At 50.2% G+C, this 14,297-nt stretch carries 15 protein-coding genes; 6 read left to right on the top strand and 9 right to left on the bottom strand.

From position 1 onward, the window contains the following. Window positions 1–265: 265 nt before the first annotated feature. The 3 genes from ACKWCC_RS15995 to ACKWCC_RS16005 form a co-directional block, all read right to left on the bottom strand. On the bottom strand, window positions 266–1,105 hold the full coding sequence (locus ACKWCC_RS15995; protein WP_413996969.1) for a formate/nitrite transporter family protein: 840 nt from the start codon (window positions 1,103–1,105) through the stop codon (window positions 266–268). A 136-nt stretch (window positions 1,106–1,241) separates the two neighbouring features. Beyond that, on the bottom strand, window positions 1,242–2,549 hold the full coding sequence (locus ACKWCC_RS16000; RefSeq protein WP_413996970.1) for an NAD(P)/FAD-dependent oxidoreductase: 1,308 nt from the start codon (window positions 2,547–2,549) through the stop codon (window positions 1,242–1,244). Between the two features lie 123 nt (window positions 2,550–2,672). After that, the gene (locus ACKWCC_RS16005) at window positions 2,673–2,807 is read right to left on the bottom strand and encodes a hypothetical protein (protein ID WP_413996971.1); all 135 of its coding nucleotides are present in this window, start codon (window positions 2,805–2,807) and stop codon (window positions 2,673–2,675) included. A 429-nt stretch (window positions 2,808–3,236) separates the two neighbouring features. On the opposite strand from ACKWCC_RS16005, the gene ACKWCC_RS16010 reads away from it, so the two are divergent. Further along, complete coding sequence (locus ACKWCC_RS16010; protein WP_413996972.1) at window positions 3,237–3,947, top strand: hypothetical protein; 711 nt, start codon at window positions 3,237–3,239, stop codon at window positions 3,945–3,947. Between the two features lie 72 nt (window positions 3,948–4,019). Here the strand turns inward: ACKWCC_RS16010 and ACKWCC_RS16015 are convergent, their stop codons facing one another. Both ACKWCC_RS16015 and ACKWCC_RS16020 read right to left on the bottom strand, forming a co-directional pair. Next, the gene (locus tag ACKWCC_RS16015; RefSeq protein ID WP_413996973.1) at window positions 4,020–4,604 is read right to left on the bottom strand and encodes a hypothetical protein; all 585 of its coding nucleotides are present in this window, start codon (window positions 4,602–4,604) and stop codon (window positions 4,020–4,022) included. Between the two features lie 113 nt (window positions 4,605–4,717). Next, window positions 4,718–5,176, bottom strand: coding sequence for a DUF305 domain-containing protein (locus ACKWCC_RS16020; RefSeq protein WP_413996974.1), 459 nt, complete (start codon window positions 5,174–5,176; stop codon window positions 4,718–4,720). Window positions 5,177–5,415: 239 nt separating this feature from the next. Between ACKWCC_RS16020 and ACKWCC_RS16025 the strand changes: the two genes are divergently transcribed. The 3 genes from ACKWCC_RS16025 to ACKWCC_RS16035 all read left to right on the top strand — a co-directional run bounded on the left by ACKWCC_RS16025 (window position 5,416) and on the right by ACKWCC_RS16035 (window position 6,992). Further along, window positions 5,416–5,973, top strand: coding sequence for a type 1 glutamine amidotransferase domain-containing protein (locus tag ACKWCC_RS16025; RefSeq protein WP_413996975.1), 558 nt, complete (start codon window positions 5,416–5,418; stop codon window positions 5,971–5,973). Window positions 5,974–6,081: 108 nt separating this feature from the next. Continuing rightward, on the top strand, window positions 6,082–6,399 hold the full coding sequence (locus ACKWCC_RS16030) for a four-helix bundle copper-binding protein (protein ID WP_413996976.1): 318 nt from the start codon (window positions 6,082–6,084) through the stop codon (window positions 6,397–6,399). Between the two features lie 83 nt (window positions 6,400–6,482). Then, on the top strand, window positions 6,483–6,992 hold the full coding sequence (locus ACKWCC_RS16035; protein WP_413996977.1) for a pyridoxamine 5'-phosphate oxidase family protein: 510 nt from the start codon (window positions 6,483–6,485) through the stop codon (window positions 6,990–6,992). Between the two features lie 175 nt (window positions 6,993–7,167). On the opposite strand, the gene ACKWCC_RS16040 is transcribed toward ACKWCC_RS16035, so the two are convergent. Continuing rightward, on the bottom strand, window positions 7,168–7,836 hold the full coding sequence (locus ACKWCC_RS16040) for a hypothetical protein (protein ID WP_413996978.1): 669 nt from the start codon (window positions 7,834–7,836) through the stop codon (window positions 7,168–7,170). 320 nt (window positions 7,837–8,156) lie between these two features. On the opposite strand from ACKWCC_RS16040, the gene ACKWCC_RS16045 reads away from it, so the two are divergent. Further along, window positions 8,157–9,641 (top strand): Do family serine endopeptidase, encoded by a 1,485-nt coding sequence (locus ACKWCC_RS16045; protein ID WP_413996979.1) that lies wholly within the window; start codon window positions 8,157–8,159, stop codon window positions 9,639–9,641. Between the two features lie 194 nt (window positions 9,642–9,835). On the opposite strand, the gene ACKWCC_RS16050 is transcribed toward ACKWCC_RS16045, so the two are convergent. The 3 genes from ACKWCC_RS16050 to ACKWCC_RS16060 form a co-directional block, all read right to left on the bottom strand. Next, the gene (locus tag ACKWCC_RS16050; RefSeq protein WP_413996980.1) at window positions 9,836–10,387 is read right to left on the bottom strand and encodes a fasciclin domain-containing protein; all 552 of its coding nucleotides are present in this window, start codon (window positions 10,385–10,387) and stop codon (window positions 9,836–9,838) included. Between the two features lie 301 nt (window positions 10,388–10,688). Further along, entirely contained in the window at window positions 10,689–11,807 is a 1,119-nt protein-coding gene (locus ACKWCC_RS16055; protein WP_413996981.1) for an alkene reductase, read from the bottom strand. A 171-nt stretch (window positions 11,808–11,978) separates the two neighbouring features. Next, complete coding sequence (locus tag ACKWCC_RS16060; protein ID WP_413996982.1) at window positions 11,979–12,794, bottom strand: SDR family NAD(P)-dependent oxidoreductase; 816 nt, start codon at window positions 12,792–12,794, stop codon at window positions 11,979–11,981. 584 nt (window positions 12,795–13,378) lie between these two features. Here ACKWCC_RS16060 and ACKWCC_RS16065 point away from each other — a divergent pair. Further along, on the top strand, window positions 13,379–14,116 hold the full coding sequence (locus tag ACKWCC_RS16065; protein ID WP_413996983.1) for a DUF3891 family protein: 738 nt from the start codon (window positions 13,379–13,381) through the stop codon (window positions 14,114–14,116). Window positions 14,117–14,297: the final 181 nt, after the last annotated feature.

Here is a 14,297-nt window from a genome sequence, read left to right on the forward strand (position 1 = left end):
GCTTCGCATTGAAATATGGATATCTCAAAAAAGAGATACCCACATTTCAACACGACATGAACATCAACAACAATGATTGGAAATCCCTAGTTTTGAATACTACGAAGACAGGGTAGCTTTCATAGCCAAGCGGTAAAAATCAAAGGATACTTTCCATTTATAACAACATTTCACAACGATCTTACACAAACCAGCCGCAATGTCTTGAACTGTACGCTTAGAACATCGTAGCTCCAAAATGCTGTCTTACCATACGTTCTGCCCGTTACCCGTAGAAATTGGTGGCGAAGATCCGGTATTTAAAAAGGCCCACCACCACGGCCCCGCCCAGGCTATTTCCCAAGAGGGCCAGGCCTAAAAAGCGAAGGTAGTCCAAAAACGAAATGCTATCTGAATACAACAGGGCGCCAAAGGCCTCAATATTGCCCACAATACTGTGGTGAAACCCACCAAAACCAATGACCCCGGTAATGATCACCACCACGGTGAGCCGGGTAAGGGAATTGCTGGTACTGTTCAATAACCAAGTCAACAATCCCATGAGCCAACCGGCGGCAATGGCGCTGAGCAAAATGACCCAGGCGGCGTAATCCACAATATGGGTGCCCACCTTGGCCATGGTCTCCGTGGTAAAGAGGCCCAAGGCAGGCGCTAGGGCGGCAATGAAAAAACTGAAAAGAATACCTCCCAAAAGATTGCCGGAAATGACCACGCCCCACACCCGAAACATTTGCGCCAAACTGCGCTGGCCGTTGAGCACGGGAAGGGCCAGCAAAGAGGTTTGCTCCGTGAAGAGTGCAGATTTACCCAAGACCACCAAAATAAAGCCAATGGGGTACACCAGGGAGAACCATTTGTACACCACGCCTTCGGGGTAGGTGCCCATCAGTAACTCGTACAGGGTACAGATCATAACATAGCTGAATCCTATCTCCAACCCGGCAATGAGGGCGCTGAGAAAGGTAGATTTGCTTTTTAGCTTAAAAATCTCCTCACCCTCATGGATCACCCGGCTCAGGATGTCACTGTGCTTTTTGCCGGCCTCCACCTCAGAGCTCTTTTGTTCCAATTCTATTTGGTGGTCTTTCTGTTCCTTGTTTTTCATTTTATTGTTTTTGAATGGTCGTCATTGTAGCGATCCATTTTATGGGGTGTTTTTTGGTGATATCCTTGTTTTTGGCGGCCGTATCGCCTAGTATAACTCTTGTTCCATACTACTTCACCGTTAGGGCCATTAGGGCTTAGGGTTGGGAAGGGGCTTCTTTTTGGTGCGTCCTTAAGTCCCGTTTTGGATATTCGCCCAGCATAATGCCCTGGCTCCTGGCCTTCCCGAAATAGGTAATGGCCCAGTTCCAGCCCGTTTTAAGTTTGTTGCGGTAATTCAACAACAAAAACAGGTGCACAAACAACCAAGCGGCCCAGGCAAACCATCCTGTAATGGAAGTTTTTGGCCAATGCATATCGGCCACGGCCTTGCTGCGCCCTATGATGGCCATGGTGCCCTTGTCTTTGTAGGTGCGGATCTTTGGGGGCCGATCATCCAAAATGGCCATAATGTTCTTGGCCAAGTGCCTGCCCTGTTGTTGTGCCACGCTGGCCAATTGGGGGTGGCCCTCCGGGAAATCCGGATCGCTGGTCTGCAGACAGGCATCGCCAATGGCATAGATGTTTTTGGTATGGGCCACCTTATAGTGGGCATCTACCTGCAAGCGGTTGCCCTCGGTATAACTGTTTTCCGGCAGTCCTTGGAATTGGTGCGCGATGACCCCTGCCGTCCAAATCAGGGTTTTGGTGGGCAGGCGGTCACCGTCCTCAAAATGCACCACATCGTTGCGGTAGTCGGTCACCATTTTGTTCAATTGCACCCGAATGCCCAGGGCCTTCAATTGTTCCAAGGCATAATTTCGGGAACGTTCCCGAAAAGGGGGCAAAACGCTGTCCCCACCATCCACCAGAAAAATGTTCAGACTCTTATGGTCCAACTCCGGGTAAATGTCCTGCATGATACGATTGCGCATTTCGGCCAAGATGCCGGCAATCTCCACGCCGGAAGGGCCTGCCCCTGAAATGACGATGTTGCGCATCTTTTTGCGCTCGTCCTCGTCTTCCGTGTTCACGTACCGTTCCGCTTCCCTTAAAAGGTAGTTGCGGAGTTGGGTGGCCTCTTCCACGGACTTCATGGGCAGGGCGTACTTTCTTATGTTTTCCATACCAAAGTAATTGCTCTGCGTGCCCGTGGCCATGACCAGATAGTCATAAGTTAGGGTGCCGGTGGAGAGTACCACCGCATTGGCATCGGGGAGCACCCGCTCCAGGGTGCCCATTTTAAACTGAAGGTTTTTCCTGCCCTTGAAAAGGGTACGGAAAGGAATGCAGATGCTGGACACATCCAGCAGTCCTGCGGCCACTTGGTAGAGCAGTGGCGTAAAGAAATTGTAGTTGTTTTTGTCCACCAAGGTCACTTGGATGCCGGTAACGCCTTGCAGTTGTTTGGCCAGGTGTATGCCGGCAAAGCCACCCCCAATGATCACCATTCTCTTTTCCCGCATGTTTTTGCTTAAATGTAAACGGACGGCGGCGTTCTTGCGGTCCCGATGCGTTCGTATGTTGCCGCATTCACTTTTTGGTTCCCGGCAAAGGATGTTGGTCAATGAACAGAAGTTCAATGGAATTTAAGCGTCGGGAATGTCTGAGGTAAGTTCCATAAAGGGAATGTCCAGCAGGGGGAGTATAATGAAGATCAAGATCACCACAAGGAGAAGCACGATCAGCACCAAATATTGCTTTCTAATTTTATTAAATTTCATCTCTTGCTATTTATTTGTCTTTTAAGGTCAGACCTGCCCGTTCCGTTTCAGGCGGGTGTAATTTGCCAATCAATATTTCGGTTGGTATCCAGCATGGTTAAGGCTCATTTCATGCGATAATAATGATGGTTTTTCAATGGTCACAACTAACCTCTGTGGTTTTATGCCCCGGGGTGACCATTCTTTTTAACCATGGACGTTCCCTTTTACCCGCTTTGGGCAAGATAGGGCGGCACAACTGGGATTCTTGGCCCGTTCCAATTTAAAATTGTCCATAAAGTAAAGCAAAAACACCTGTGCTGTCCCTTGTCTGCACACAAGTGCATCAGTGCCATGGCCTTGTGGTTTAGCCGTAGTTTTTACAGCGATACCACACCCTTCTTCCTCCTTTGGATGCTAGCTTTGACAATGAACAAAAAAATAAAAACTATGACTTTCAATAAGTATGGGGAGTATAGAACTTCCAAGAAAAAAGACAACATCAATGAACGCGGTAGGCGCTACAGCCCTAATTGGACCAAAGCGATTGCCTTTCTCTTCATTTGCGCAATGGGATTGTTTTCTGCCCAAGCACAAATGGAAAAAGGAGATTTTCTTTTGGGAGCGGATATTGGCAGTGGCATTATCACCAAGGGCAGTAGCGGACTCTTCGGGTTCGATTTTGGCCTTAACGAAGGTGCCGGTTACAATATTGGCATAAGCCCCAGGGCGGGGTACTTTGTGTCTGATAAGGTGCTAGTGGGCGCCGCAGTGAACTTGGGCTTTACCAAGTCGCCAGAAGTAAACGGGGCTGCCGCAGAAACCACGGTGTATGGGGTTCAGGGACTTTTGAGATACTATCTTCGGGATTCCGATCTGGGCCCGGACGAACTGCCCAGAAGCGGCATGTTCTTCTTTGAGACCAATGCGGGCATTGCCGGTTTTAACGTGAGCGGTGGAAACTCCACCAACGGGCTGGCCTTGGGCATTGGCCCCGGATACGCCCTGTTTGTAAGTGACAACGTGGCCTTGGAGCTCACCGGGAAGTACAACGGATTGGCAGGCGGTGGAAATACCGATTTTCAGCACGCCTTGGGCCTTAACCTAGGGGTACAGATTTATTTGGACAAGTCCCGGGCCAAAAACACCATTACCAATTAAGTTGGTGCTGTCATCCCAACGATGTGGAACAGAACAGCAATGGCCCACCACCGAAAGGTTTGTGGGCCATTTTTAGGTGAAGTATTTGGATAAAAAAGCGGCGTACCCCTTGGATTGGGCCGTATTGAATTCCACGTTCCCCACCATATCGGATATGAGGGGTTCCGGAACATGGGGGAAGGTAGGCCCAAACCACTCCAGGCCAAAGCTGTACCAAGTCTCATCGTTTATAGTGACCACCGCATACTCCAACTGGCAGCCAGAAGATAATTGGGCGGACGAGTGCAGCAGGGTATCGCCATTCTCGGGGCCCAACCATAAGCGCCAGCGCTGTTTCTTTACCTTGGTCCAGCCTTCCGGTTCTTGGTAGGCGATGGTGTCACTGAAACCATTTTTTTCCAAGGGCAGGGACCATTTCACATAATTTTCAAAACAACCCCAAACCCTGTTGGCCAGGCGGCCCTTGGCCCGGTTGCCCTTTAGTTGTTTTACTTCCACCCTTTGGTCCCGAAGCTTTATGCCCAGATTGGCGTGGCCTGTGTTAAGGTAGGTATGGGTTTCCCACGCAGGGGCATTTTGGTGCCTGGAACGGAACCAGTGTGCCAAGTGCTCCCTGTTTTCGGTAAAGAACCATCGTATTTCCCGGGTGCTTTGCATGTTGTTTTTTTCAATGTTGTAATTGTCCTTTCCACGGCTTCCATTGGTATAATTAGGTCAGTTGATTCTTGCCGCTTAAATCCTATGGGTCTGGGAACGCGGCAACACCAAGTTTATTCCGCTTCGTTTTCCAAGCGTTTCAAATGGGCCTTCATTTCCTCGATTTCCCTTTTCTGGGCCTCGATGATCTCGGTGGCCAATTTGCGTACCTCTTCATCTTCCAGTTGGGCTCGGGTACTGGTAAGGATGGCAATGGAATGATGGGGGATCATCGCCTGCATCCAACGCACATCGCCAATGGGCTTTTGCTGCCTTACCAGGTAGGTGGCCAGCACCATCACCAGAACGCTCACGATAACAATGGCCATGTTCTTTTCCCTGTTCTTGTACATCTTGCGCATATAAAAGAACATGACCAGTGCCATGGCCGCCACGCCAAGGCAGGTCATGTACAGTCTCGTCCAGCTAAAATATACGTGCTCCCACACATAGCTGTTAAAATACATGGTGGTGTACATGGCAGCGCCAGAGGTGAGGAGCATCAGCAAAAATGTTGTGTAAGCGTTTTTCATCTTATGGTATTCTTTGTTTCTCGTTGGCAATAGGCCACTATTCGCCATTTCGCTTTTCCATAATAATGTAAATGGCCCAAGGTGGTGGATGCTTTCACACAAATAACGGATGATAATGATTTTAGCCTTATCGCCAAATATGGGATACCATCCATAATTAATGGGTTACCGCTACCGGGATGGTGCCGCTTTTTTTACTTTGGGGCAATACGAAATGTTGAACCCTAAAAATGAAACAAATGAAATTGGAACAAAAGAAAGTCGCGATTCTGGCCACGGACGGATTTGAAAAATCAGAACTGTTCGAACCCTTGGAGGCCCTGAGGAAGGAAGGGGCCACCGTGCACATCATCAGCAACAAAAGCGGTGAGATCAAAAGTTGGGACAAAACGGACTGGGGAGACGCTGTCCAGGTGGACAAAAAGCTTTCCGATGCCCAAATGGCAGATTATAACAGTCTGGTGCTCCCGGGTGGCGTATTGAACCCGGACACCTTGCGCACCGATAAGGATGCGCTGCAGTTTATACGGGAATTCTTTGATGCCGGGAAGCCGGTGGCCGCCATTTGCCATGCGCCGTGGTTGTTGATCAGTGCCGGGGTCATTGAAGGGAGAAAGGTTACCTCTTACAAGAGCATTAAGGACGATGTGGTCAATGCTGGAGCCCAATGGGTAGATCAAGAGGTGGTGGTGGACCAAGGATTGGTGACCAGCCGCAACCCTGACGATCTCCCAGCTTTTTGCAGCAAGGTGATCGAGGAGACCCGCGAGGGCAAGCATGCCGAGCAGCACGCGTAGCCGGGAATAACAGGTTCCGAAAGGACTGAAGACAGCTTGGAGTCGGGAGGGCCTTGGTCACTCCCGATCCTGTTTTTCAATTTTGAAATGTATAAAAACGATTACGCTATGATCGCAAATTATGAAAGTTGCATAACCGCTTGCCAACAGTGCTGGATCGATTGCCAAAACTGCTTGGTACAGATGGCAGGTAAGGACAGCACCAACGATTGCCCGCAATGTTGTCTGCAATGCGTGGAGGCCTGTTTGGCCTGTATAAAGCTGATGATCGCAGACAGCAAGCACGCTCCCGAATATTGTAGGCTCTGCGCCGAAATCTGTGAATGGTGCGCCGAGCAGTGCGAGCAACATGACCACGAGCACTGCCAAACCTGTGCCGCCTCTTGCCGGGCCTGTGCCGAGGAATGCAGGAAACACGCCGCCTAGTGCCCTTTCCTGACGAAAAACTTTGGTCTAGCAAAAAAACCACCGCTGTTTAGAACAAGATGTAAAACCATAAAACAATGACAATGGAAAAAATAGATTACGATAAAAAGAAAGAAGCCCTAAAAAGAATCCGGGAACTCATTATAAGTCCCAGTGTGCTCATGATGGCCACTAAGCTCACCAAAATCCCCTTTTCCGTATGCCCCATGACCTTACAGGAAATGGACGGGCAGGGAGATCTGTGGTTCTTTTCGGGCAAGGATACCGATCATTTCAGGGACATTGAAGAGGACAACAGGGTACAGCTCATCTATACGGACAAGGCGCATGACACCTATCTGTCCATCTTTGGCAATGCCATCCATATCGTGGACCACCAAAAACGGGATGCGCTCTGGAGCGAGCGCCTCAATACATGGTTCAAGGGCAAGGACGATCCCAATCTGGCCTTGTTGAACGTTAATATGGAAAATGCCTATTATTGGGAAAACAAGAGCAATTCCCTGGTATCCTTTTTTGATGGTGAGCTGCCCATTGGGGGCAACATAGACCATAAGGGCAGCAAGGGAAATGTGAACCTACAGCAGCATTGAGCAGCGATAGGAATGTACATTCCTTAGGCCAGCAGAGCGCCCTTTCTCGATACTTACAGCACACCGTTTGGACCCCTTCCAAACGGTGTTATTTTTTCAGGGCACTTTCATATCGTACGATCTTAAGGCCATGGATCGGCCTTTTGTGCTCCTCCAAGAATCCGGCACCCCATTGTTAAGGCGCACTGACCCCATCACATTTGTGGGCATCGGTCGCTTCTGTTGCAAGGCTGTCCAGTTCCTGGGCGGTGAGGTAATATTTTTCCAACCGTTTCCTATAGGCGTCAGACAGGTTGGGTATGCTTTGGATATAATTTTTCGTTTCCTTGAGATAGTGCCCCATACCGTGCAGCACGGCCCAGCGATCGGCTTTTTTCTCTGTGGAGACAATGTGCTTTTTAGAGAAAAGGTAGCTAAGGCCATAGCCCAGCATCGACCAGTTGCCGTGTTGCTCATAGTCCAAAATATGGCCCAGCTCATGGCCCAGCCAACCTACCAAAACCTCTTCGGGAGCTTCGGCCACCGGCCAAGCTCTTCCGCCCATGGCAAAATGGCGGCTCACGAAAATGGTGTATTGCCGCAGTTCTCTCCTTCTGAACAAACTTCCAAAGGTGGGGCGCGCCTGCATGGTGGCCTTTTTAAGTCCGTTTTTTAATTTCAACTGAATACGGGCGTTTGCCAATTCCGGATAGTGTTCCAGGGCGGTCGCAAAAGCTTCAACCAGGGGTTTTGGTAAGGGTTTCTGGGCCAAGGCCACGGTCAGGTGCAGCAATAACGTAAAAAACAGTATTGTCCTAAAGCGTCCAAAAAGTGGTTTCTCGTTTTTTCCTTCATTCCATTTCATGCTTCTTCCTCAACTTTCCCCTATTTTTTGCAAAAGATGTGCCACGTTGTTCCCCTTACCAGTGCGTCCTCCAGGGATTGGGGCGCGGAGCGCTCCCAATCAAACCATATGCTTTCATACCGTGCCTTCCCTTGCGGCACCGGACAGGTGGGTTGGGAAAAGATTATCATCCTTTAAGAAAAACCTCACATTTTGTGGCACGGGCTTTGTTTAGCGTACAAAGCTCAAAACAAGGGGCCCTCAAGGCCTTTTACGTAGCACAACACTGATATGTTCAATATAATCCTTAAAAAATGAAAATGCAAAAAACAACGAGTACCATGTACTTATTTTCGGCCCTGGTGGCCTTGGTGGTCAGTATGGCGGTCATTGGCGGCCAACGACTTTTAAGCTCTGAAAAGGCGGAGACGGCGGTAGTGCACACCGTGCCCGGTGTGGCGGCCCAAAACGTTTTGTACACAAAAGATGCCCAGGGGAACCTTACCCCCTTGGATTTTACCGATACCTCGGAAAAGGTGTTGGATGCCGTGGTGCACATCAAAGCCACACAGGGTGCCCCTGCCGCGGATCGGGCAAACCCCAGGGAACTGCCGGATCCCTTTAGGCAGTTTTTTGGCGATCGCTTCCGGATGCCGGAGGGGAATCCGCCCCAGGGTCCAAGGGTGGGCACCGGTTCGGGGGTCATAATCCACGAGAAAGGCTTTATCGTGACCAACAACCACGTGATAGACAATGCCACGGAACTGGAGGTGACCTTGCACAACAACGAGACCTATGCAGCCACGGTGATCGGCACGGATCCCACCACCGATCTGGCCTTGATCCAAATCAAGGCCGAGGGGCTCAAGACGATGTCCTTGGTAAACTCGGACGATGTGAAGGTGGGCGAGTGGGTCTTGGCCATTGGCAACCCCTTTAGCCTTACCTCTACCGTCACTGCGGGAATCGTGAGCGCCAAGGCCCGCAACATCAACATTAACAAAGAGCAGTTTGCGGTAGAGAGCTTTATCCAGACGGATGCCGCCATAAATCCGGGAAACAGTGGCGGGGCCCTGGTAAACCTTGAGGGGAACCTTGTGGGCATAAACACGGCCATTGCCAGCCGCACCGGTAGTTATACCGGCTATGGCTTTGCGGTGCCCAGCAACATTGTGACCAAGGTGGTGGAGGATCTTTTGAAATATGGAGGGGTACAGCGCGGTATGCTGGGCGTGTCCATCCGCACCATGGACGGCAATCTGGCCAAAGAAAAGTACATGCCTTTTGTAAAAGGGGTCTGGATCGAAGATGTGGCCCAAAACAGTGCCGCGGACAAGGCCGGGATGAAAGCTGGAGATGTTCTGGTGCAGATAGATGGAAAAAACGTTGCCACATCACCCCAGCTGCAGGAAATCGTGGCCCAGCACCGACCCGGGGATGTCCTGGCCACCGTGGTGGACCGAAATGGCAAGAAAATCACCTTGGAGATTGTTTTGGAGAATGCCCAAGGCAGCACCGATATGGTTGAGAAAGAATATGGGGAGGTACTACGTTCCCTTGGTGCCACTTTAAAAACGGTGGATGAGGCTACCGCCAAGAAACTGAACCTTGATGGAGGCGTGGAGGTGACCGATCTTGTAGCCGGCCAACTTAGGCAGCAGACCCAGATGGCCCCGGGCTTTATCATTACCCATGCAGACGGTGAGGAGGTGCACAGTGCCCAAGCCCTTATCAAATTGTTGGAATCCAAGAAGGGCGGATTGCTCTTGGAAGGGGTGTATCCCGATCGGCCCGGGAAAAAATATTATGCCTTGGGCTTGGAATAGAAATGGTTACCTCTTGTTTGTTTGATGTTCAGTATTCCCCGTGGAGCAATCTGCGGGGAATTGGTGTATGGGGTTGGGTGCCAATGGGGAAATCCTTCCAATAAACCGAAGGAACCAATAAAAATCCCACCATCGTTTTGATGGTGGGATTTTTTTAATCAAGGTCTGGACATTGGTGGTGTCCAAGAAATCGTTTAGTCAATCAACATATAATCCTTGTTTGGGGTAACCAAGGCATTTACAATATGAATGACGCCGTTTGATCCTTCAATATTGGGTTCAACGATCTTGGCACCGCCCACATAGACATTGTCAAAAACATCCTTGGATACGGTGATTTCGTCGGGAGAGGGATCCGTAATGACTTGGTCATCCTTAAATTCCCTTTTCATGTACTTGTTGGGCAACGCGTGGTACTTGACAAAAGTGATCAATTCACTTTGATTTTTTGGATCCGTCAGTTCCATGTACCGCTCAATGGACATGTCCTTGAAGGCATCATTGGTGGGGATGAACAGGGTATGGTCATCCGTCATCAACATGGAGGGTGCCAATCCGGACAAGGTTACCATATTTACAAAGGTGGATAGATTTTTGTCCATCGAGGCCAACTCCAGGGTGGTGTACATTTTAGTGTTGTCCACCATGCTAAAGGGGTCATTGCCGTCCCATTGGGCCGTGGCCGTGTTACTGAACAAGAACATTGCAAGTACTGTTGCAAACAGGTTCGTTATCAATTTTTTCATATCGTGATATTTTTAATAAGGTTAAACAATTTCCCTACTCTAGGGAAATACCATCATGAGTGCTTAAACGGGCACTGATGACTACACCTCAAAAATAGCCAGTGTAGCCCACTTGGCTTAACGTAATTACGTGCATCCTGAACGCTATTCATAACTTCTTTTTTTTAGCCCAGCTCAAGGACGGTTCCAGCCCGTCCCGGGCCCAAAGGTGGTATTTTCTCCGTGGGTTCAGGGGCAGCCTTTTGCCCAATTTTTAGAAAGGCGGCTGCATGCTCTTTGGTTTTGGCCGCACCGCCAAGTTTCATTTCGCGGCACTGCCTTCCCTAGCTTTGGCTTCGTAATCGGTATATCCTTTTGGACCCGGGGTGTAAAAAGTGGAGGCATCCCAATCGGTGAGCGGTACGTGGTGCTCAAAGCGTTCCACGAGATCCGGGTTGCTTATGAACAATTTGCCAAAAGCCACTAAGTCCGCATCGCCGCGCTCCAGCACGGCATTGCCTTTTTCTTGGTCAAAATGGGCATTGATCATTAAAGTGCCCTTGTAAATGGGCCGGTACCTTCGGGCAACTTCGGTTTCGGCGTGGGGGTTGTCACTTACGTCGTTAAAGGGTTCGGAAAGGTGCAGGTAGGCCAGATCATAGTCGTTTAGCCGGTGCACCAGATAATCAAAAGTGGGCAGGGAGTCGGCGTCCAGGGTCATCCCAAAAATGCCGTGCAGGGAGGGGTTAAGACGAAGACCTATTTTCTGTTCCGGAATGCTCTTTTTCATCGTATCCAGGATTTGGAACAGGATACGGGTCTTGTTTTCGTGGCTTCCGCCATAGGCATCGGTTCGGTGGTTACTGGTACTGCTAAAAAATTGGTGCAGCAGATACCCGTTGCTGGAATGGATCTCCACGCCATCAAAACCCGCGTCAAGGGCGTTTTCCGCGGCCTGAGCAAAATCGTTAACGGTACGGTCTATATCCTGTTGGGACATGGCCCGCGGGGTCACCGTTTCCTTTTCGCCCTCGGGGGTGAACACGGTGGCATACGGATTGATCGCCGAAGGAGCCAAGGGTGGTTTCCCCTGGTGAAAATCGGGATGCGAAATACGGCCCACGTGCCATAACTGGGCAAAGATGCGCCCGCCGCCGGCGTGAACCTTTTCGGTGACCAAGCGCCAACCGGTCAATTGCTCCATCGTGTGTATTCCAGGAGTGTTCACATAGCCCACGGCCTCCTCGGAAATCTGGGTTCCCTCGCTTATGATGAGGCCGGCGGAGCTACGTTGAGCATAATATTTGGCGTGCAGGTCTTCCGTGGGCCGGTTGGCCTCATTGGTGGCCCTGTTGCGGGTCATGGGCGCCATGACCACCCGGTTGGGCAAGCGCAAATTGTTGGAAGTATAGGGAAGCAATAGGGGTTGTGTCTTTTTCATTTAAGATTAATTTTTTAGTGCTATGTTTTAGTTTGATATTACATTTCAAGGAAGATACATCGCTTGAAGGACATAGCCCAAGCTATGGATTTTCCGATGATGATGGTTTAACATTCGATTTGTAAGAATGCCTTTTTTGGGCCCAAATCAATTTGTCCCTGGCAAGGACCATTATCCAAAGGCCGAGGCCACTGAGCCGCCATCCACACGGTAGTTGCTGCCATTGACAAAACTGGCCCGCTCCGAGCACAGAAAAGCGATCACGGCAGCCACTTCTTCCGGACGCCCTCGGCGCTCCATTTCAATATGGGGCCTCTTGTGCTCTGCAAACCAAGCGGCCGCCTCTTTTTGAGACATGTCCTTCTCTTGGGCCAGCTCCTTCATCATGGCATCGGTCATGGGTGTTTTTATAAAGGCGGGAGATACACAGTTAAAGAGGATTTGTTCTTCCGAATAGGAACGCGAAAGGCATTTGGACAGATTGATGATGGCGGCTTTGCAGGCATTGTACGGGCTTTCGTCCACATAGGGTTGAAAGGCATTTTCGGACGCTACCATGACCATGCGTCCCCAGCCATTGTCCAACATTTGGGGCACAAAGGCCCGGGCAATGCGCACGGCACCCATAAGATCTACCGCAATGGTTTCCTCCCAATCTTGGTCCGTAAGGGAGAGAAAGTCACCAGCCGCCCCACGGGCCCCAGCGCTGTTCACCACAATATGGGCCCCGCCATGATGCTCCAGCACGGTATCTGCCAAGGCTTTTACCGCTTTATTGTCCGTAATGTCGGCGGTGTGCCCGTGTACATTGTTAAAAATCTTGGTATGTTTTTTTAGTTCGTTCATGGCTTTGTTCAAACTATCTTCATCCTTGTCCGTGAGCACCAAATTGGCGCCCTCTTGGGCCAATATCTTTGCGGTGGCCTTACCGATCCCCGAATCTGCCCCGGTGATCACTGCTGTTTTTCCGTTAATTCCTAAATCCATAGTCGTTTTCTTTTTATTAAATGTGTGTTTAACATCTCGTGTTGCACAGTCATATCTGGGTGTATCTTCAATAAGGTGCCCTTAATCTGGGTTAAATTCACGGCACTACATCTGCCACCGCCATATTCCTGACGGGGCCAAGATCTATAATGATGGGGACAAACAGTGCCGTGGTGCAGATAATTATGGCCGTTATTGCTTCACGCCCAGATGCTGCACCAAACCAGGCATTACGACTGTACTTTATGGCAAAACCGGTGACTGTGCCCCCTTTCTCCCGATCATCCTGGCAATGGCCGTTCCTCTAGCCAAACCGTCCTGATTTTATGGGATTGTGCATCCAGGTTGCCAAAGTCCCATTTACAACATGGGTCAACCCCCATCGATTGATCTTGTGTTCGCCTCCATCGTGGAAACGGATCCTCCGATAGCCAATGGGTCCGTTTCCCTTGGCATTGCGATAAAGATTTGCCGTTTACGGGCAAGCGCCCATCAGGGCAATCCTTAATATGGCCCCGGGAATACCTTGAAGTGCACAACATTGCTATGTTGCCACATCTGGGTTCACCTAAAATAAAGACGTTATGATCGTTAGGAACACAAATCAGGGTTGGCACGTGGTGTACCAAGCGGCCCACGGTCTTTTGGCCGGAACCATTGCACACCATCTAAAAAGGGAGATGCGCCCCAAGGCTTGGATGGAGACCTGGGTGGCGGTCACGGAACACGATGACCACCAGCTGGATTTTAACGAGAAGGACTATTTGAGCCAGTTGGGCACCCCCATTGATTTTATGGAAAACCAAGTGCCCAAGGAAAAAGCGGTGGAACGTGCCCGGCGGATCTACCATAGGTCACGGGCCAAATCTGCCTGGACGGCCTTAATGGTGTACCTGCACCTGGACTTTCTGTACGGCGATATGGATCACCAAGGAATGCGAAGTTTTTTGGACTCGTTAAAAGAAACGGTGCATCCGGTGTGTGATTTGTACGGCGCCTCCCCGGAGGAGGCCAAGGCCGCTTACCAATTGGTGCGCTTTTGCGATCGGCTCTCCCTCATCCTGTGCCAGGAACAGGTGCCGGGAAGGGGCCGAGCGCTGGAAATAAACGCTGCCCTCTCCAAGAAGACCAGCATTGTCATGGAACTGGAGAACGGCGATCTCACGGTGGCCCCTTGGTGTTTTGAGCGGGACCGCGTGGAGCTCTCGGTAGAATTTCGGGTGCTTCGGCAAGCAACATTTGAAGGCAACAAGGCCCTGCAAAAAGCTTTGGGGGCCGCAAAAGTGGAACGAAAACACTGGGCCCTTCAAAAAGCGGATTAAGGTTGGGCCATACAAAAAAAACACTGCCGGGGCCAGGGGCGTAGCCCAGTACCTTAGGGAAAAGCACCGAAGAGCGCCCATTGAATATTACAGAGAGTTCAAATATGGCTATTTCCCATACGAAGCCTCGGACAACAAAATGGCGAAGCCGCTTTACGACCACAAAAGCAATTTATGTAGA

The organism is Maribacter aquimarinus (assembly GCF_047345505.1).
Lineage (GTDB): Bacteria > Bacteroidota > Bacteroidia > Flavobacteriales > Flavobacteriaceae > Maribacter.